At 41.0% G+C, this 18,768-nt stretch carries 16 protein-coding genes; 7 read left to right on the forward strand and 9 right to left on the reverse strand.

Going from position 1 to position 18,768, the window contains the following annotated elements:
• Positions 1–554 precede the first annotated feature (554 nt).
• Entirely contained in the window at positions 555–1,193 is a 639-nt protein-coding gene (locus V7K61_RS22320) for a peroxiredoxin (protein WP_334719383.1), read from the reverse strand.
• 88 nt (positions 1,194–1,281) lie between these two features.
• Between V7K61_RS22320 and V7K61_RS22325 the strand changes: the two genes are divergently transcribed.
• Entirely contained in the window at positions 1,282–1,437 is a 156-nt protein-coding gene (locus V7K61_RS22325) for a hypothetical protein (protein ID WP_335056594.1), read from the forward strand.
• A gap of 70 nt (positions 1,438–1,507) precedes the next feature.
• Here V7K61_RS22325 and hpsP read toward each other — a convergent pair whose 3' ends face one another.
• The 6 genes from hpsP to V7K61_RS22355 all read right to left on the reverse strand — a co-directional run bounded on the left by hpsP (position 1,508) and on the right by V7K61_RS22355 (position 9,272).
• Positions 1,508–2,680, reverse strand: a complete 1,173-nt coding sequence (gene hpsP / locus V7K61_RS22330) for a hormogonium polysaccharide biosynthesis glycosyltransferase HpsP (protein WP_335056779.1) — start codon at positions 2,678–2,680, stop codon at positions 1,508–1,510.
• 70 nt (positions 2,681–2,750) lie between these two features.
• Positions 2,751–3,926, reverse strand: coding sequence for a hormogonium polysaccharide biosynthesis glycosyltransferase HpsO (gene hpsO, locus V7K61_RS22335; RefSeq protein WP_335056781.1), 1,176 nt, complete (start codon positions 3,924–3,926; stop codon positions 2,751–2,753).
• 76 nt (positions 3,927–4,002) lie between these two features.
• Positions 4,003–4,983, reverse strand: coding sequence for a hormogonium polysaccharide biosynthesis glycosyltransferase HpsN (hpsN, locus tag V7K61_RS22340; protein WP_335056596.1), 981 nt, complete (start codon positions 4,981–4,983; stop codon positions 4,003–4,005).
• A 270-nt stretch (positions 4,984–5,253) separates the two neighbouring features.
• The gene (gene hpsL / locus V7K61_RS22345; protein WP_335056598.1) at positions 5,254–6,909 is read right to left on the reverse strand and encodes a hormogonium polysaccharide biosynthesis protein HpsL; all 1,656 of its coding nucleotides are present in this window, start codon (positions 6,907–6,909) and stop codon (positions 5,254–5,256) included.
• Between the two features lie 476 nt (positions 6,910–7,385).
• Positions 7,386–8,162: a glycosyltransferase family A protein gene (locus V7K61_RS22350; RefSeq protein WP_335056600.1), complete on the reverse strand. Its 777-nt coding sequence runs from the start codon at positions 8,160–8,162 to the stop codon at positions 7,386–7,388.
• A 318-nt stretch (positions 8,163–8,480) separates the two neighbouring features.
• On the reverse strand, positions 8,481–9,272 hold the full coding sequence (locus tag V7K61_RS22355; RefSeq protein WP_335056602.1) for an SAM hydrolase/SAM-dependent halogenase family protein: 792 nt from the start codon (positions 9,270–9,272) through the stop codon (positions 8,481–8,483).
• A 155-nt stretch (positions 9,273–9,427) separates the two neighbouring features.
• Between V7K61_RS22355 and V7K61_RS22360 the strand changes: the two genes are divergently transcribed.
• From V7K61_RS22360 to V7K61_RS22370, 3 genes are all read left to right on the forward strand, one after another.
• The gene (locus tag V7K61_RS22360) at positions 9,428–10,327 is read left to right on the forward strand and encodes a hypothetical protein (protein ID WP_335056604.1); all 900 of its coding nucleotides are present in this window, start codon (positions 9,428–9,430) and stop codon (positions 10,325–10,327) included.
• A 14-nt stretch (positions 10,328–10,341) separates the two neighbouring features.
• Positions 10,342–12,264 carry an Hsp70 family protein gene (locus V7K61_RS22365; protein WP_335056606.1) on the forward strand — a complete coding sequence of 641 codons (1,923 nt, stop codon included), beginning with the start codon at positions 10,342–10,344 and terminating at the stop codon, positions 12,262–12,264.
• A 225-nt stretch (positions 12,265–12,489) separates the two neighbouring features.
• Positions 12,490–13,314 (forward strand): zinc-dependent peptidase, encoded by an 825-nt coding sequence (locus V7K61_RS22370; protein WP_335056608.1) that lies wholly within the window; start codon positions 12,490–12,492, stop codon positions 13,312–13,314.
• Positions 13,315–13,404: 90 nt separating this feature from the next.
• Here V7K61_RS22370 and V7K61_RS22375 read toward each other — a convergent pair whose 3' ends face one another.
• Together V7K61_RS22375 and V7K61_RS22380 are read right to left on the reverse strand one after the other, a co-directional pair.
• Positions 13,405–13,860 (reverse strand): EVE domain-containing protein, encoded by a 456-nt coding sequence (locus V7K61_RS22375; RefSeq protein ID WP_335056610.1) that lies wholly within the window; start codon positions 13,858–13,860, stop codon positions 13,405–13,407.
• 134 nt (positions 13,861–13,994) lie between these two features.
• A complete protein-coding gene (locus V7K61_RS22380; RefSeq protein WP_335056612.1) occupies positions 13,995–14,639 on the reverse strand; it encodes a class I SAM-dependent methyltransferase in 645 nt (214 codons plus the stop codon).
• A gap of 128 nt (positions 14,640–14,767) precedes the next feature.
• On the opposite strand from V7K61_RS22380, the gene V7K61_RS22385 reads away from it, so the two are divergent.
• The 3 genes from V7K61_RS22385 to V7K61_RS22395 all read left to right on the forward strand — a co-directional run bounded on the left by V7K61_RS22385 (position 14,768) and on the right by V7K61_RS22395 (position 18,597).
• The gene (locus V7K61_RS22385) at positions 14,768–16,426 is read left to right on the forward strand and encodes an ArnT family glycosyltransferase (RefSeq protein WP_335056614.1); all 1,659 of its coding nucleotides are present in this window, start codon (positions 14,768–14,770) and stop codon (positions 16,424–16,426) included.
• A 74-nt stretch (positions 16,427–16,500) separates the two neighbouring features.
• Complete coding sequence (locus tag V7K61_RS22390) at positions 16,501–16,968, forward strand: MarR family winged helix-turn-helix transcriptional regulator (RefSeq protein ID WP_322692702.1); 468 nt, start codon at positions 16,501–16,503, stop codon at positions 16,966–16,968.
• A gap of 162 nt (positions 16,969–17,130) precedes the next feature.
• The gene (locus V7K61_RS22395) at positions 17,131–18,597 is read left to right on the forward strand and encodes an HlyD family secretion protein (RefSeq protein ID WP_335056616.1); all 1,467 of its coding nucleotides are present in this window, start codon (positions 17,131–17,133) and stop codon (positions 18,595–18,597) included.
• Positions 18,598–18,768: the final 171 nt, after the last annotated feature.

Genomic DNA, 18,768 nt, shown 5'->3' on the forward strand with positions numbered 1-18,768 from the left:
TTATACACGCAGTTTAGCCTATTTTGAAGACTCAATTTTGGGAATTTATTTGTAATACCAATTCAATTAATGATTGCAACACATCCTTGGGTAAAGACGCGATGAATCGCGTCTCTACAAATGGTCTATTTGTCGCATTCTTTTTTCCAATTGGTATAACATATAGGACTCATATTTGATTTTTGAAATATACGTAGGGTGCGTTATGCCTCTGGCTAACGCACCAAAGCCTTCGGATGGTGCGTTACGCTACGCGATAACACACCCTACGCATACTTAGATTTTTTCATAAATCAAATCGGATTCCTATAGAAAAAAACTGTTTAGTTCAAATATTTCCTGACAAGTTCCTCAAGTGTTTTATCTAAATTAAAAATAGGGTTGGATAACTAAAAAGTATGAATTGTAATGCGATGGGCTATATTCTACCGGAGGCGATCGCTAGCCGCGCCAGCCCGGATGCCTAGCCAATTGACTATATTCTCACGCAAAAAAACAAAGACGCAAAATTATATTTTGCGTCTTTGCTTTTTTATCAGAAATCATTCTCAGATTTACTTGTTAGGCTGAGGAGTCATCCGCAGATAAGGTTTGATTTCCTCATAACCTTTGGGGAATTTCTGTTTTAGTACTTCTGGATCTTTCAGCGAGGGGACAATTACAACATCGTCTCCATCTTTCCAGTCAGCTGGTGTCGCCACGCTGTAATTATCAGTCAATTGCAGAGAATCAATCACCCGCAAAAGTTCGTCAAAATTGCGTCCTGTGCTGGGAGGATAGGTGAAAGAGAGACGGAGTTTCTTGTTGGGGTCTATTACAAAAACCGATCGCACTGTCACAGATGCATTAGCATTAGGGTGGATCATGTCGTAAAGCTCAGAAACCTTGCGATCGGCATCCGCCAAAATTGGGTAGTTAAGAGTGGTGCTTTGAGTTTCTTCAATGTCTCCCACCCAGCCTTTGTGGGATTCTACGTCATCAACGCTGAGTGCGATCGCTTTGACATTGCGTTTGTCAAATTCTGGTTTGAGCTTGGCAACTGTGCCAAGTTCTGTTGTACAAACAGGTGTAAAATCAGCAGGGTGAGAGAACAGCACAACCCAGCTGTCACCTGCCCATTGGTAAAAATCGATGTCGCCGTGTGTTGAGGCTTGCGTAAAGTTGGGTACTGTGTCACCTAGACGGAGAGCCATGAGAGATTCCCTGTAGTTAGAAAAGCATATATATTCTAGTATGCTATCATCCCATAAAACCCCTATTCCCCAATCGGGCTTTAGCGGTTTGAAACAAAATTTTAGGTTGTCAGCGCCCTCAGATAAAGGACGCTTTTCAAAACCTTATATGTTAATTGGGATTGGTTTTGTGATTGCGGATATTGTTGTCAAAGCAGTTCTAGCGCCTATTTGGCAAAAACTGCTGTTATCTGCGTTGGGTTAAAAGAGAAGTCAGAATTCAAAAATTCAATTCTGAATTCTGACTCCTGACTCCTGAATTCTTTTTATGAAATTCATTTGTTTGCCAGAATTTTTTGGTAGGCTTGGATTGTTTGCTTTGCGATCGCATCCCAGCTAAAATTTTCCAAGGCATATTTTTGTGCGTTTAATCCCCGTCGTTGGCGTTCTGCGGGATTTTCCAAAGCCTCTTGTAGTAACTCTACCAATGCTTGGACATCTGTTGCACCTACCCAACCCGACTCGCTATCACGTATTTGTTGACAAATATGCACTTGGTCAGAAATGACTACGGGTACACCTGCAACCATCGCTTCAGCTACAGCAATCCCAAAATTTTCGTAGTAGGAAGGTAAGACGAATAAATCAGCAGCTTGTAGTAAACTAACTTTGAGTTCACCACTGACAAAGCCAGTGATTGTAGTGTGCGATCGCAATGGTGAATTTTGAATTTGGGATATTATCTTTTGTTCGTAATCTGGATCTTGAGGATTTGTCCCAGCTAAGACAAAATGAAACTTATAACCAACCGCTAACAGCTTCTCTAGCGCCGGAATCAACAAATTCAACCCCTTTTTCGGGTCAATTCGTGACATAAACAGCACTAACGGTACATCTTTTGGTATTTCTAACTGACTACATACATTTTTAATAGAAGATTGACGGGGAATCACACCCAAGGGAATCACCAAATCTGGCGTAGATACTCCAAATCGTTCTGATATTTTAGCTTCTTGGTCGCTAGTAAAATGAATTGCTGCGGCACTAGCTAAATTTTGACGTTCTATAATTGCGACATAAAGCTGTTTTAATTGCTTTTTCTTCTGTAAATCAGCCGGATCGAGAGTACCCAAAGGACGGAAAATATAAGGTAGCTTTTGCTGACGACACACAAGAGCAGCAGCACTAATTATTGGCGAGAATAGAGCGTGAATATGTGCTATGTCAAACTCGTGAGCATGACGTTTTAACCAGTTTAATAAATCTAGGGAAAATTTGTAGCGACGAAACGGCGCGCAACGAAAATAAATTATTTCATAGCCATCTTGTTTAATTGGGCGATTTAAAGGAACATCCAGAGGTGTTTGACCATTATCGCCATTACTATCAGTTGTGAGAATCGTAACTTCTACTCCCTCTTTTACTAACGCTGGAGCTAATCCAAGTACCATTTGACTAGGCCCACCGTAAATTAGAGAAATTGAGGGAACAATTTGTAACACTTTCATTTTTTTGTCATTTGTCATTTTTATTTTATCCTTCGTCCTTCGTCATTTATTATTTACTAATGACCAATGACTAATAACTAATGACCAACTCTTTATAAAACTCCAATTGCTGTTTAGCCAAAGCTTTATTTGTATATTGAATCATTGCTTTTTGATAACCCATTTCACCGAGAGTATGAGCAAAATCTGGTTTATCCATTAATTGAACTAAGCAATTAGCAAGAGCTTGAACATCACCTTCAGGAAATACTAAGCCAGCATCACCAATTACGTAGGGAATTTCCCCAGAATCAGAACCAATCACAGGAACTTGGCAAGCCATTGCTTCAATTAGCACATGACCAAATTGCTCTTTCCAACCAGCAGAAGTTAAGGTTTTAAACTTGTAAGTTGTTTCTGAAGGTAATACTAAAGTACTCATTAAATTGATATAGCTTGCAACCTCATCATGGGGAACACTTTCTATCAAAATTAATCGTTCTTTAATATTGTTTTCTGCCGCAATTTTCATTAATTCACTTTGTAACTCTCCTCGTCCCAATAATAGTAATTTCCAAGGTTTATTTTTCAAAGTCGCTAAAGCTTGCAAAAGCGTTAACAACCCCTTTTCCTGCACAAAGCGCCCTACAAAACCTACTACAAAATCCTCTTTTTCAATGCCCAACTTAGCTGCTAACTCTGGTTGAGCTTTGGGAGTAAATAAACTTTCATCTACACCCAGTTGTGGCATGACTTTAATTGCACCTGTATATCCCCGTTGCCGCAAAACCTCTGCTCCATCCTGATTGCCAGAAATAATGCCGTGGCTGTGGTTGAGGTTATATTTTTCTAATAAAGAAATTGGTAGTTTCAGTTCATAAGGAAGATTCCACCAGGTAAAAAATAAATTTTTTGCCTTGAGTCCTAATAGCTGATTTAAGGCAATCATTTGAGTATAAGCCAAGGCTCTAGAACCTTGTTCAACTTGGATGATTTCGGGGCGAAATTGTTTTAATAAAGATATCAAATCAGCGCCAAATGTCAGAAGTCCCTGATGATTTTGACTAAAATTAGAAACTGGAACTATTCTAAATCTGCCTTCATCACGGTATTCAGTTTCAATAATTCTGTTTTGTACACCGCCTGGTTTCCAGCGCTTTGGGACTACAACTGTAACTTCAATGTTAGGTTCTAGTTGAGATAAAGCGCGTAATTTCTCACAGTTGAGGTCTACGATATAAGTGTGACTAGCAACTAAGATTTTCATTGTCATTTGTCATTTGTCATTTGTCATTTGTCCTTCACTAATTCCTAACTCTTAACTCCTAACTCTTAACTCTTAACTAAACTTGTTTATCCAATCGACTGTAAATTTGACCATCATTCCATAGTGATTGGATGACAGTACCCAAGGCTTTGAAAAAACCCAAAATGTAGAAAATACCGCGAGTGGCAATTTTGATGGGGGAACCACTTTTATGGCAAGGTGGTCGTCCCAGAACGTGACAGTCAAATAAACGACCATATAAACGCAAAGCTTGAGTCACAGTCAGGTTTTTCAGCCCTAGTAGGAAATGGTTGTGATAAAAGGTGAGTTGATATTTTAGCGATCGCATACTAATATCATGACAACCCCCTGTTTCTTCGCCTAAATGCACCAAATGGGCTTCTGGGTCGTACCAAATCTTATATCCCGTCTGTCTCACCCGCAAACAAAAATCTGACTCTTCACGTACTGCACTCCCGCCAAACCTCTCATCAAACCTCAATCCATACTTAGTAAAGATTTCGCGGCGAAATGACATATTACAGCCCCTCGCTGTCAGCACTTGTTGGGGTTTAATGGTATGTACTAAATCAATATGATACCAAGCAATTCCTGGGTCCATAGCTTCGGGAGGCAGATATTCAATCTGTAAATCTCCTCCAGAATCACCTAATTTCATTCTGTCAAAGACCCGACCTGCTACAGCCCCCACCTCTGGGTTTTGCACATAATTTTTCGCATGGGCTGCTAACAATCCAGGGGTTAACTGAACATCGTCATCAATAAACAATATTATTTCACCAGATGACCGCCGGACAGCATAATTCCGCGCCCCTGGCAAACTTGCCCAATCTAAGCGCAACCATTTAATTTTACCTGCATCCGCCATCTCTTCTAGATAGGCTTGAATTTCTGGTTGGTGTTTTGCGGTTTGGTCAACAACTAAAACTTCAAAATTTGGATAGTCCTGTTTTAAGACATCCACAATGCTATCGCGTAACGCTTCCTCTCGTCCGTAGGTCGGGATAACTACAGTAACTAATGGACAATTATTCATAACTTTTATTAAGTAATTTTACTACTTCTATAATAGCCTTCTAGAAATTAATTTTCATGAAATTCAGTAAGTGGCTATTGCTTTAATTTACATACTGTATTTTCACGGATTCTGAAAAATCTCGCTTCCATGCCTCTCTCTGACTACGAAATTGCTTACCCATCAATAAGTATCATCGAAAAATAAGTTTATGGCGAGAATTTAGAGGTAGGTTTTCAATACTGAGGTCTGTTTGATCTCCAATTATATTTTTGGCCATTTTTATTTCATTTAAATTGTTTTTAGACGTTTTTTCTTGTTTTTTTGCTGAGGGTTGGCATCTTCCTTATCTTGTTTCTCCAGTTCTGGCAACTTAAAAAGAACTCCCGCAAAAAACCAATAATAGGCCGCAACAGGATCGACATCTAGAGGATAGTAATAAGTGTTGGTGCTAATAAACAATATAAACACCCACAAAGCTGCTCCAGAACTACGGAAATTACGGTTCTTTATGGAGCGATAGGTTTTAAAGCCCAGAATTGTTAAAGTTGTTACCAAACCCAGAAACGCTAGTAATCCAATAATTCCCACTTCATAAAGTACTTTGGGATAGTAAGTTTCCACAAGCTTAGTTTGACCCATCACACGGGCAGAGTTGGTTGCTCGTCCTAAGCCGCTTCCTAATGGCCCGTCTACGTTTTTCCAATTTTCTTCAAATTGCTGGATGATAAAATCTTGAGGTGGTGAAGCGTTCCAACGACTGACAAAACTCTCAGTTCTCTCTTGTACGACAACAGGGTTAGTCACCATCGCAATTCCCAGAATGAAGGCAAGTCCTACGCCTATGGGGATAAATCGTTTCAGGTTGCCAAGTTGTCCGGTAAGCAATAGCAAAATCCCAAAGCAGATTGGTACTAAGGCTAAGGCGATTCTCTGTCCAGAGATGACAGCATTGATAAAGACTCCCACTATAGAACCTAAACCGATGATCCGCCATATTGGCGAAGGATCGGTGAAGCCTGTGGCAAAGGTAAAAAAGATGCTAGAAATTAAGAACCAAGCCCACTGCCAAGGAGCTACAAATGTCCCTGGTAGGCGAATAATCCCTTCTTCGGGACTATATACTAGCGCTCCACCAAAATAACATCGGGCTTCGAGTGTTGCTCTAAATAAGGCATCTCCTTCAAGACCTCTAGTACCTTGACAGACACCAGTTAGTAGTAAAAAATATTGAATAAATCCTAGCGCGCAGCAAATCAGTGTAAGGACAATCTGGAGGCGCAATAAAAATAGAAAATCCCGCTTATCGCGAATTAAATAGTAGGCACAACCAATCAGGGGGACATACCCTAAAAATACTTTTAGTCCTAGAATTCCCATACCTAATGGTACTTCTGGGGCTGCTTTTTCTAATAGTCCTGCACTAGGCGGGTTAAATTGCTGTCCACCATTGACAAACAACAGTGTTAGCAGACTGCAAGCCAAAACAATATAAAGTGGGATTGTAATACCTTTGGGAATAATTATAGGTAGCCCCTGTTTACGGCAAGTCTGCCAAAGTCCAATTAGGGCTGGAACGTAAAAGGCATCTTTAGCTAATTGGAGTATGGGACTATTGCCTAAGTAGTAGGTGACAGTACCTCCCACAGGTATGTAAATAATGAACGCATATAGGGCTTGGCGCGGATATTTGTAGGAAAGGGACATGACTATTATCCCTAACACGCCAGGGACTGCTGCTTTAATTCCAGCTACGAAAAAAAGTAGAATGCCAACGAAGACACCGCCAAAAATGGCGGTGGTGAGTAAGCTAGTGAGTTCTTTACGTACTTGGGCAGATTTGCGCTTTTGGGCTAACTGTTCTTTAAGGCTAAGGGTAGAAGTTTCCTTTTTAGCCTGCTTTTTCGATTTTTTAGATTGCTGAGATTTTGGTTTAAATTTTGGCATAGTGGCACTGTAGCCTATCAGCCTCGCAAAATACTCCATTATATAGGACTAATATTTGATTTTAAAATACACGTAGGGTGTCAGTGCGTTGCGGAGGTTCCCGACGCTTGAGTACTTGCTCTCAGGGTTGGCGCAGCCTAAGAAGAGAAGTCATACCGTTGGTGTACCCTTACAGTGAAGCAAGCTACGCGTAGCGTCTCACTTTAGGAGAAGAGAAGGCTTTACGTTGTAGTAACTGGCGTTGTGTTAGCGCAGAAACTACTGACGTGTCAAGACTAAATTTGTGCATTAGCAAACTCTTGTGGGATGGGCTTCTAGTCCGTCCTAATTGGCGGGCAAGATGCCTGCCCCACAAGAAAATTTATTGCAACATTTTAGTCTTGACACGCCACTACAGCACAATTTCAAGCTTTTGGTGCGTTACACTCCGCTAACACACCATATAAGACCATTTATAAGATTTTTTCAAAAACAATTTACAATTCTGATAGTTGATAAATCTCTTTGGATTGCTGTAGATTGTATAATCCGAATTCGTCTCTCAATGATTGATTTAATAATTTACGATTAAAAATGCTAAATCTTAATCTTTTTGAATTTTCAAAAAGATTTTCTCCTGTTGCCAAAATATAAATCGCACCTGGAAATGGTAATGATTTAATGGATTTTCCTTTGTTCTTTAAAATCTCTCTAACTTTAGCGTGGTCTATATAATATTTATAGTATCCGTAGCCACGATTATATTCTGCGGTTTCTGGCAAATCGTTCAAATCATATCGAAGAATATTACAAGTTCCGCACATTTTATAAAAATTGCTTCTCTTGATATATATGTAATTACTACCTTCTTGATATTTATAACCTTTATTTATAAACCATCCATTAGAATCAGGGTGTTGTTGAACAAATTTCGCTAACTTTTCACTCACACAATCGTCAGCATCAACTGTCATAGTGTGAGTGGGAGAAAATTGCCGAGCATACATCAATCCTTTTAAGATTTTACGCCCTTTGTCTGTGTCTCCTTTGGCTACAGGGCTAGGCTCGTTTGGAGGAGAAAAATCAACTGTAATATATGTAATATGAGGATGAGTGAATTCTATTTTGGGCTTTTCGTGACAAACAACAATAACGTGAAAGTTTGGTGAGGTTTGATTGCAAACTGATTTAATGCATCTTTCAAATAATTGTGTAACACGCTCCCAGGAATTGGAAACTTGCGCACTTTTGAGTGGGATAACAAAAACAAGCACTGTATTTTATCAGAACAAACAGCTAAGAATCTCGAAGCAAATAATAACACGTTAAGACTGACGCTAAGACTAAATGTCAGTAGATCGAAAAGTTTTGTAAGTTGACGAAAGAATAAGGGTTTCGACGATCGCAATGTCTACGACGGGCTGCGCCTACGCTTGCACTGCACTCTTAAATCACCAACAACGCTCGTTCCTTGAAAAGCAGACTCTAACAGAATTGCGGCAAATTGTGTTTCTAAACTCTAATCAACGGCTAGTAAGGGTTCTGGAAAACTTTTCGGTCTACTGACAGTAACAAAAGCTAATTACCCGATTTCAGGCAATTTGAGTTACTTGCTGATTCACACGAGGACGGCCAAAGCGTTCCCAAGCACTCCCTCCTCGCAAAAATAGCTCTAAAAAGCGTAATGGTTCCCCTGAATCGCCTCTTGACCAACCGGAACTACCAGGAGCAAAGGCTAAAGTTCCTTCAGACACCTTGAAACTGCCATCAGAATACACTGCATCACTGACCACATCTCCAATTCGGATTACGATCTTGGTTTGAGGCTCCAAGTTAACTGTATGCGCCCCAATAGTTGTTTTAATGTTGCCGTAGCCATCAATCCAGGCAATGCGATCTGGTGGAACATCTGGGATTTGCTCACTCTTGAGGCTATCTCCCAGAAGGCTAAAATCTTCATTCATAATCGCAGCCGCAGCCGGAGGAAATACATCTCGTGAGCGAAACTGCGATCCACCACGAGAAACGTTGACCACTCGCAACTCCTTTGTATAGTCCTTGATAAAGGAGAGGGTGTAGCCTGCATTCACACCCACGACTTTTACACCATTGGATAAAAGGGCATAAGTTAGCCCTTCACCTTCATTATCTCGACGAGCTTCAGGATCGTCCTGACGAGGCGCACAGTTGTGATAAATTAGGCGATCGCTAGGGCCAGGGTTAAGTCCTAGTTGGGCAATCCAGAATCCCGTTGCTAAGGTACTGAATGCTGGAACCGAAAGCAAATGAATTTGGGCATGGGGAAAAGTCATCAGCAGACGTTGTGTGACTTCAGTAAATGCCGGATCTCCTGTACCGTAGTCTGCAATGACGCAGATAAACATTCTGCTCCTCCTTTTGATGGGTAGTAATTTGCAATCAACCTAATTCATAATGAGAGATTATGAATTATTCCGTCATTATGTGATTACCGGGTGAAATTAAAAAACGAGTGTTCATTTCACTCCTAATTAATAACGTTAAAGTCTTAGTCAATGCAATGAAAACAATCACTTCACTTTTTAGCGAAGAACGCAACCAACTCCAGATAGATATTGATAATACAATCGGCATCGAGCAAATAGTTAAACTGGTTCAAAATCGGCTCGATAATCTCGAAAGAATTTACATTGAAAAGCTTAATTTGGCTCAAGTTCGTCTGGCTTCATTTTTCCTGGATACGCTGCGGCAGTCTATCGCCACTCTGGCTGCGGCTAACTATCTTCAAGTTGCTCCAACCGAACAAAGGCAAATTACTAATATAGGGACAAAGTTATTTAGCAGCAAATTCATCCTGAAACTGCTAAAGGGACTAATTTATATAGGCATCTTAGGTTCGTTGTTTTCCTTAACTAAAACTACCCCAGGTGCGTGGATGGCTATCTTATTAACCTCTCTACTTATCGGACTAGAAATTGTACTTCAACTCGAATCAAACAACCAGCAAAATAATTCTATATCTGAAGGAGTATTGGAATTACCTCAACCGATTCTTCGGGTTGATAGCAAAGTATTTCTAGATTGCCTTGGCGATGCTCTCAACACTATCGACCTAGCAGTGGCTAGAGTAGAAGAAGGGAATAAACATGAAGGCGATTTAGCAATAGAAGAACTGCCAGAGTTATTGAATTTTCTGCAAAGACTAATGGGCGCATCCAAACTTGATAAACCCCAAATGGCTCATGAACTGGCGAAACTTCTGCCACAGATTTTAATGTCTCAGGGAATTAACGCTCAAATTTACCGATCAAATAGCGATCGCGAATATTTTGACTTTGAGCCAAGTATCGACCCCGACACTAAAGAACACGTGACTCTAACGCCGGCTTTGTTGAAAGGCGATCGCTTGATTCGGCGCGGTAGGGTAATTGAACCAGCATATTCCTCTGCTAGAGAATAATAGACAATAAGGGTATGGAAATTTTAGAAACAATCGGTTTTGACTTGGGACACGGTGAAACGGCTATAGCTAAAGCGATCGTGGAAAGCATCGAACCTCCCCAGATGCTAGAGATTAATAACAAGAAGAACCAAATTACAGCTCTTGGTTGGCATCCCAAACTCGGTTATCTGGTCGGGGAACAAGCATTAATTCAAGCTGGCGTTACTCAACTGACAATCTCTTTCAAGCAAAAACCCAACAACGATCCCAAATATCGGGAAACAATTAGCACTTTTGTGGCAACCTACTACCGTCTTTTGAAAGAAAGTAACCAACTTGCAGGTGGTGAAGGTAGCTATTTTTACATTGGTTGCCCTTCAGGATGGTCAGTTAGCGATCGCACCGAATACCAAAAGCTACTTAAAGAAGCTGGTATTCCCCAACTAAATGTCGTACCCGAATCGCGAGCTGCTTTCATGCAAGCCAAGGAAGCCGGGAAACTGGAGTATGACAAACTTGTTGCATCGGTGCTAATTGTCGATATTGGTTCTTCAACCACAGATTTTACTCTGGTTAAAAGCTTAGAAGAAATCCCGATAGATTTCGGGAGTAATACTTTAGGTGCATCCCTAATTGACAAAGCTATTTTTGCCCGGACTCTCGCCAACCACGAACAAAAAACATTACTCGAAAAAGTATTTCAGGAATATCCCCATCACCAAGCTCGTTGTGAACTTGCTTGCCGCAAAGCTAAAGAAGATTACTTTTCTAATGAACAGTTATACAGCGATCCTGAATCCTTTGCGCGTGGGTTCGAGTCGATCAACGAACAGATTTATTTTATTCCCCAAGTGAATAAATTGATGATGGAAGAAATTTTAAATCAACCTTTACCTGAACTAGAGCTTAATAGTTGGATTAAATCATTTCGCAACTCTTTAACCGAGGCGAAAGAAAAGCTGGAAAAACTTGAAATCGTGCCGCAACTTGTGCTGATGACTGGCGGTGCATCTCGCATGAAGTTCACGCACATTCTTTGTCAGGAAATGTTTCCCGAACCAGAAACGCTGCTTCGCCCCGATCCTGAACCAGAACGCTGCATTGCTATGGGTTTAGCACGAGTAGGAAGATGGGATCTGCGTGCTGCTGCTTTTAAGCAAGAAGTGAATAAACTATTTACCTCAAACAAGCTTAAAGGTTTGATTGAAAGGCATATCCCGGAGTTAATCGAATCATTAACTAAGCCTTTAGCGGATGGTTTGATTATCAACGCAGTTAAACCAGGTTTAAAAGATTGGCAAAAAAACAAAATACGGACTTTAGCCGATTTGGAAACAGCTTTGATCGGTCGGGCAGAACAGTGGCTCAAAAGCGATCGCGCCGTGCAGATAATTAATCATCAATGCGCTTCTTGGTTCAGCAATAAAATCCAACCCGATTTAGCCGCACAAACCGATCCAATCTGTCGAAAGTTTCAGATACCTAGAAGCAGCTTAAGGTTCGAGGATAGTATTGACCCAACTTTTGTTAACCCAGAATTACAAATTGGAGATGCTATTCTGGCTGAGACAGTAGCATTTATCGTCAATGTAGTAATTGGTGGAGGCGCTGTGGCTAGCATCATCACTCTCATCCTAACTGGACATTTAACCTGGCCAATTGCACTAGTCTATGGGGCTTCTTTGATGGCAGCAGGAATGGAACTAAATCGTAAGAGTGTTCAAGAAGTAATTAAGACAAATGTAGATGTACCTAGTTGGATTCGTTCTAATTTTTTGAGCGACAAAAAAATTGAGAATATGTGTGAGCAAATAAAGCCTGAGTTAGAGAAAGTTCTTCAAGAACAACTGACAGCAAATCAAGAGGCTTTTGATAAACTGATTGTCAAAGTTGAGCAAGGACTTCAAAATAGCCTTTCCACCAAGGTTCAATCTTGCATAATTCTGATCCAATAGCGGTAGTTAGTGAGCCACAACAATAACAATTATTCTAAACTTTCTGCTTATACCAATTCTGTATGAAGATGCGCTAAACCATATTGAAGTACCAAGAAAGAAAAACGAACCGCAAAGAACGCAAAGGACACAAAGAAAGAAAGAAAAAAGTTAAAAGGGTTTGGCGCAGCCTCACAAAGAAATGGTATTACCAGTGAATTAAATATGTAAGCTGCTCAAAAGTCAATGATTAAAATCATAGTTTTCTTTTTTTTCATTGGGCTGATTATCGCTGGGATTTTACTCAATCCGATTCTGGTAAAAAGGCGAAGGAATCGTCTTAAACATCGTCCTTTTCCCCCACTTTGGAATGCCATTATTGAGAATAATCTTCCCATTTATCTCTGTCTTTCTCCAGATGAAATCAGACGACTTCAGGGACATATTCAAGTATTCTTAGCAGAAAAGCAATTTATTGGCTGTAGAGGATTACAGGTGACAGAGGAAATGAAATTGACTCTTGCTGCTGTCGCTTGTTTACTTCTATTAAATGAACGTGGGCAGTATTTCCCCAGACTTCGTTCAATTCTGGTGTATCCCAACGCTTATTTTGTTCAGGAAACGAATTCCGTCGGAAAATATGTTGTTGAGGAAAGGCGTGTAGCAAGACTGGGTGAATCGTGGACAAATGACCAAGTAGTAGTGTCTTGGGAACAGGTGAAACAAGACACTGATAACTGGAGGGATGGACGTAACGTTGTGCTTCATGAATTCGCCCATCAGTTAGATCAAGAAGATGGTAAAGCTGAAGGAGTTCCTATACTGCAAAGCAATTCAGACTATACTATATGGGCGAAGGTGATGACAGAAGCATATCAGCAACTTTGCAATGATGTTCTACAAGGTGCAAAGACGGTAATGGATAGCTATGGTGCAACAAATCCCGCAGAATTTTTCGCCGTAGCAACTGAGACATTCTTTGAAAAACCGCACCAATTGTTATCCAAGCATCCGGCACTTTATGAGCAACTGCAACGTTACTATCAATTAGATCCTGTGCAATGGGTGTGAAGTAAGTGGGCAAGAATAAATCACATTATGTTTAGTTAATCAACCTTCCTTCAAAATGTTTTACGAATTACGAATTACGAATTATTTCAACTAGGAGGTTTTCATCGCCAGAATCTTCAAAGCTACTGCTTCAGGGACAGGCATCACTGATAATCGATTTCCTTGTCTCACCAACATTAACTCTTCGGCGCTAAACTTCTCTTTGAGTATTGATAACAAGATAGGGTTAGAAAAAGTCTCAACAAATTCCACTACAACTGTTTGCCAGCGAGGTGATTCAGAACTTGATTTCGGATCGTAGTATTTACTTTCTGGCTCAAACTGGGTCGGGTCAGCAATATCTTTTTTCACTACACGCATTAACCCAGCAATACCGGGAGGATTAGTGCTGGAGTGATAGAAAAAAGCTAAGTCTCCTTCATTCATCAGGCGCAAAAAGTTGCGAGCTTGATAATTGCGAACGCCGTCCCAGATAGTCTCTTTCTGCTGTTGAAGGTCAGCAATGCTATAGGCTTCTGGTTCTGATTTCATTAACCAATAATTCATCTACAGAAATTATGTATATACAAAAGCATTTTAACTTTGAGCAGGTAAATAAGTTTGTAGTAAGGACTTTAGTCTTTATTTTTTAAGCACTAAAGTGCTTACTACAAGCCTTCTTGCACTAGTGAATATTTGGCTTAACTGCGGTAAGCTATGACAGCATAAAACGGATCTCCTCCAGCTGCACCCAACCACTGTAAGATATTCGGTAATGTTGATTTATGAGCTATAACTTCCGCGGTTGTAAATCCTGGAACTGAGGCGAAGTAAGCTTTGACTAATTCTACTCGCTGTGCTTCTGAAGCCTCCCGCCAAGCTTGAATCGCCTTTTCAAAAAACATCCGGTTAGAAAAGCTGATAATTGCAACACCACCGGGTTTCAGAATGCGGTAAATTTCGGAAAATACTGCTTCTGGATATTGCATATATTGCACAGATACGCAATTAAGAACAGCATCAAAATCTCCATCTGGTAAAGGTAGCTGGGGATTTTCGTTAAGATTTTGCACAAAGTAATGATTTAAGTGGGCATTACGTGCTAATTCCTCACCGTTGAGTCCGTGTCCCTCTACATGGTCAAACTGCATTTCTTCCGGTAGATGCGACACCCAACTGCTCATCATATCAAAAATGCGGGTGTTGGGTTTCAGGCGATCGCGGTATAAATCCGTTAGCTGTTGAATAAATCCTTCATCAACATGGGTGACGAAGCGAGGATAGGCGTAGAACAGCTTATCGTCTGTGTCATCTAATTTTAGGCGCTGATTCGGTCTTAACTGCATAAATCTCTGTTTTGGAGTACTGTTTCCGAAATTTGCGGCAATTTCAGATATTTTTTCACAAACACTATGTAACATATTTTAATAACAGCAGGATACCTAAATAGCAGCATTCAATTTTTATCAATTTAATGTTATATAAATTACACTTCTTACAGCATATTTGGCGACAAATCCGCCTAGTCGCATCATTACCCTATTTTAGTTTGTTAGTTTGGATACTGCCTTTATTACTATTTACTTCTGGACATAATAGCTTGATGGCACATGATGAAGGGCTTTACGCATCACGTGCCCGTCTGATGTTTGATTCTGGTAATTGGATAGCTCCTTGGGAAACAGCACATCATAAAACTCCTGGCCCTTATTGGTTAATTGCCAGTTTTTACAAGCTGTTTGGTATCAGTGATACTAGTGCGCGTCTTCCTAGTATGATTGCTGGCATTTTTAGCTTGTGGCTTGTGTATGAAATTGGCAAAATTATGCTATGCAAAAAATTAGGTTGGCTAGCTGCTGCAATTTTAAGTGTAGAATTTCTCTGGCTGCAATACTCTCGCTTAAGTACACCTGATGTACCGATGGTTCTCTTGGTGCTTTTAGCTATTTTGTCTTTAATCAAAACGGAATTACATCCCAAATATCGTTACTGGTGGAGTTTTATAGCTGGTTTAAGTTTAGGTTTAGGCTTCTTAGTTAGAAGCTTTATGATTTTTTTGCCAATTATAGCTTTATTACCTTATTTAATTTGGGAACATCGCCGTCATCGTCATCTTACTAACCCAATTTTATATTTAGGTTTTTTCGTAGGTTTAATACCTACCTGTGTTTGGCTGTGGTTAAGCTGGCTGCACTACGGAAATAATAGTTTTGAGGAGTTACTCAAGTTTGTTGTACAACTAGGTTCTGAAGAGCGGGAGTCTAATGGGCCGCTATTCTATGTCTGGAATATTCCTTTAAAAGCATTTCCTTGGGCTTTTTTCGGACTTTTAGGTTTATTTTTGACTCTCCGGCGTCCCATTCCTCGTTACCAGTTAATATTAGTTGGCTTTCCACTTGTTTTATTTGTAGAAATTAGTATTTTTAGCACTCGTTTATCTCACTATAGTCTTTGCCTTTATCCGTTCATCGCTTTGTTTGCATCTGTGGGTTTAAACTGGCTAGGTAATATTTACCAAACAGAAATTCCCCCACAATTACCTCTTCAAAAAGGTAAAGTAAGTACATTAAATCTTGTTGCAAAGAAGAATCTTCCCCGAAATCTCAGTTATGGCTTGGGTGGATTAGGTGTTTTACTTGTTGTAGCGAGTATTGGCATTTTTAGTTTGGGTAGTTCTGATATCCGCAAGTATGCAAGTATTGGCTTGGTTATGGGCTTAGGTTGGTTAATTTTACCTGTGGTGTGGATTGCTCGTTACCACTTTGACAAAAAGTTTCTCACAGCGCGTTATTGGATTGCAGGTTGGTTAATTCCCTGTTGGCTAGCTTTGGCAGCGATAGGTAGCATCGGTCTGTTAAGTGACTATAACTCTAGTTTAAAAACTTTTTTACAACAAAGTGCGATCGCTTCAATTCTCCAATCTCATCCTACATACTATGTGGAGATGGACGCTAAAACAAAAGTACTGCTTAATTTCTATCTTCCTACTCGCCCTCAACCAGTAGTCTCTATTTCCCAAGTACCAGCTTTGAGCTATGCTTGGATCTATGCTAACCAGTCATCTCAATTATCTCGACCTCACCGCATTATCGGCGCTGTCAAAGAGTACCAGTTGATTCAAGTTCTTCCCTAAGATAGATGTAAAGTAACTATTGCTAAAAAATATTAATTTAGTTATAATATTACGCACACTAAGTATTTTGCTAAATGGTTTCTACATCTAATCACTCCCCAACTTTAGAGTCGTGGCAGCAAAATCTGGCACCATACAATTTGGGCTACAGAATCAAATTAGTCTCACAACTGCTGAGTCGCAAGTTTACTGAGAAGCTAGAACCCTTTGGATTGACACCATTTCACTGGTTGGTGTTGTGCTGTCTTTGGCAAGAAGATGGTTTACCTACTTCTAGTATTGGGGACAAACTCAAACAAGTGGGAGGGACTTTAACAGGCGTACTAGATCGGATGGAAGAACGCGGTTTGGTGCGTCGAGAACGCGACACTCAAGATCGCCGCATCTGGCGAATCTGGCTCACGGATGCAGGAAAGGAACTAGAAGCTGTTTTACCGCCAATCGCCGCAGCCGTGCGTGATGAAGCAATGGATGGTATTTCCTTTGCTGACCGAGAATTGTTTTCCCAAATCTTGAATCGGGCGATCGCTAACCTCTCTTAAAGATGATCCCACAATCACCCGACCGGGGGAGGTCGTGTAAAGATATGTTTTGAGATAATATTACGCATACTAAGGAAATAAGGATTTTTTTCAGGGAATATTACGCATTCTAAATAAACGAGTATTAATCAAATTATTGGACGAACAAGGGAGTTAACAATCATGGGTGCAAATACTTTTAACGGACGCAACGGACACAAAACCCCAATTTTAGAAAAAGAAGTGGTTCCCGATTTAGAGACATTAGAAGTTGTTACCACAGAGACATCCGCAACAGCAGAAGCGCCTGTTGTAACTCCTGAGATCGAGAAAGAAGTTCCACCGAAACGCAAAAGACCGACTGGTTTAATTTTGGCAGGATTAGGCGTGGGTGCGATCGCCGCAGGTACTTTTGGTTATCACTACTGGCAATACGCCTCTACCCACCAAGAAACAGACAACGCCACCGTCGCGGGAAATATTCACCAAGTTAGTAGCCGCATTCCCGGAACTGTAAGTGAGGTGCTGGTGAATGATAACCAACTGGTGCAACCAGGACAATTGTTGGTGAAGTTAGATCCACGAGACTATCAAAGTAAGGTACAACAAGCACAAGCCGCCCTCGAAAATGCTCGTGGTCAAGCGCAAGCTGCTCAAGCAAATATTGCTTTAAGTTCACAAACCACCACTGGTAAGACAACTCAAGCGCAAGGAGATGTCAGTGGTGCAGTAGCAGCAATTTCTACAGCCCAAGCAGCAGTCCAAGAAGCTCAAGCTGGGATTCCTGCGGCGCAAGCAGCAGTCCAAGAAGCTCAAGCTGGGATTCCCGCAGCCCAAGCGCAGGTAGCGCAAACAAACGCCAATTTGTCAAAAGCTCAAGCAGATTACAATCGTTACAACGAATTGTATAAAACAGGTGCGATTCCTCGCCAGCAATTAGATACAGCCAAAGCTGCTTATGATGTGGCGACGGCACAGAAAAACGCCGCGATTCAGGGAGTAGAACAAGCTAAAGCCAAGTTCGCCTCCGCCAAAGTTGGTGTTGCCCAAGCCCAGTCTCAATTAGCACAGGCGCAAGAAAATGTCACCAACGCCCAAGCTAAATTGGCAGCATCTAAGGGAGGATTGCAACAAGCTACCGCAGGGGGACAAGATACTACAGTTAAGCGTAGTCAATATGAAGCGGCAAAAGCAGCGATCGCGCAATCAGAAGCATCGCTGAAAGATGCACAATTGCAACTATCTTATGCCAATGTTACTGCCCCCAGTGCTGGACGGGTAGGTAGGAAAAACGTGGAAGTTGGCAACCGAGTCGCAGCAGGAACACCATTAATGGCGATCGTGGATAACAGCTATTGGGTAGTTGCGAACTTCAAAGAAACTCAATTAGAAAAGATGCGGCCAGGAGAGCCAGTAGAAATCAAGCTGGATAGTTTCCCTCATCACACCTTTATCGGTCGTGTTGACAGTATTTCGCCAGCTTCCGGCGCTCAGTTTGCCTTATTGCCACCGGATAATGCCACAGGTAACTTTACTAAAGTTGTCCAACGCATTCCAGTAAAAGTAGTTTTCGATCAAAAGAGCATTCAAGGATACGAATCGCGGATTACTCCTGGGATGTCTGCGGAAGTTGCGGTGGAAGTCAAGTAATATCATGTCCGCCAAATTACCCATAATAAAAGAACCCCACCCCCAGCCCCTCCCCGCCTGCGGGGAGGGGAGCTAAAAGCACAGCTTTGGCGGGATGGGGTTGCAGGTTTTATGGTTAATTGCTCCGACATCATTAATACCAAATTGCCTGCAAAACAGATGAAAAACCTC

The sequence above is a fragment of the Nostoc sp. genome (assembly GCF_036918015.1).
Lineage (GTDB): Bacteria > Cyanobacteriota > Cyanobacteriia > Cyanobacteriales > Nostocaceae > Nostoc.

Coding starts and splice junctions, on each gene's coding strand:
- V7K61_RS22320 (WP_334719383.1), bottom strand. CDS start 1,193: ATGGCTCTCCGTCTAGGTGACACAGTACCCAACTTTACGCAAGCCTCA.
- hpsP (WP_335056779.1), bottom strand. CDS start 2,680: ATGAAAGTGTTACAAATTGTTCCCTCAATTTCTCTAATTTACGGTGGG.
- hpsO (WP_335056781.1), bottom strand. CDS start 3,926: ATGAAAATCTTAGTTGCTAGTCACACTTATATCGTAGACCTCAACTGT.
- hpsN (WP_335056596.1), bottom strand. CDS start 4,983: ATGAATAATTGTCCATTAGTTACTGTAGTTATCCCGACCTACGGACGA.
- hpsL (WP_335056598.1), bottom strand. CDS start 6,909: ATGCCAAAATTTAAACCAAAATCTCAGCAATCTAAAAAATCGAAAAAG.
- V7K61_RS22355 (WP_335056602.1), bottom strand. CDS start 9,272: ATGTTTATCTGCGTCATTGCAGACTACGGTACAGGAGATCCGGCATTT.
- V7K61_RS22360 (WP_335056604.1), top strand. CDS start 9,428: ATGAAAACAATCACTTCACTTTTTAGCGAAGAACGCAACCAACTCCAG.
- V7K61_RS22365 (WP_335056606.1), top strand. CDS start 10,342: ATGGAAATTTTAGAAACAATCGGTTTTGACTTGGGACACGGTGAAACG.
- V7K61_RS22370 (WP_335056608.1), top strand. CDS start 12,490: ATGATTAAAATCATAGTTTTCTTTTTTTTCATTGGGCTGATTATCGCT.
- V7K61_RS22375 (WP_335056610.1), bottom strand. CDS start 13,860: ATGAATTATTGGTTAATGAAATCAGAACCAGAAGCCTATAGCATTGCT.
- V7K61_RS22380 (WP_335056612.1), bottom strand. CDS start 14,639: ATGCAGTTAAGACCGAATCAGCGCCTAAAATTAGATGACACAGACGAT.
- V7K61_RS22385 (WP_335056614.1), top strand. CDS start 14,768: ATGTTATATAAATTACACTTCTTACAGCATATTTGGCGACAAATCCGC.
- V7K61_RS22390 (WP_322692702.1), top strand. CDS start 16,501: ATGGTTTCTACATCTAATCACTCCCCAACTTTAGAGTCGTGGCAGCAA.
- V7K61_RS22395 (WP_335056616.1), top strand. CDS start 17,131: ATGGGTGCAAATACTTTTAACGGACGCAACGGACACAAAACCCCAATT.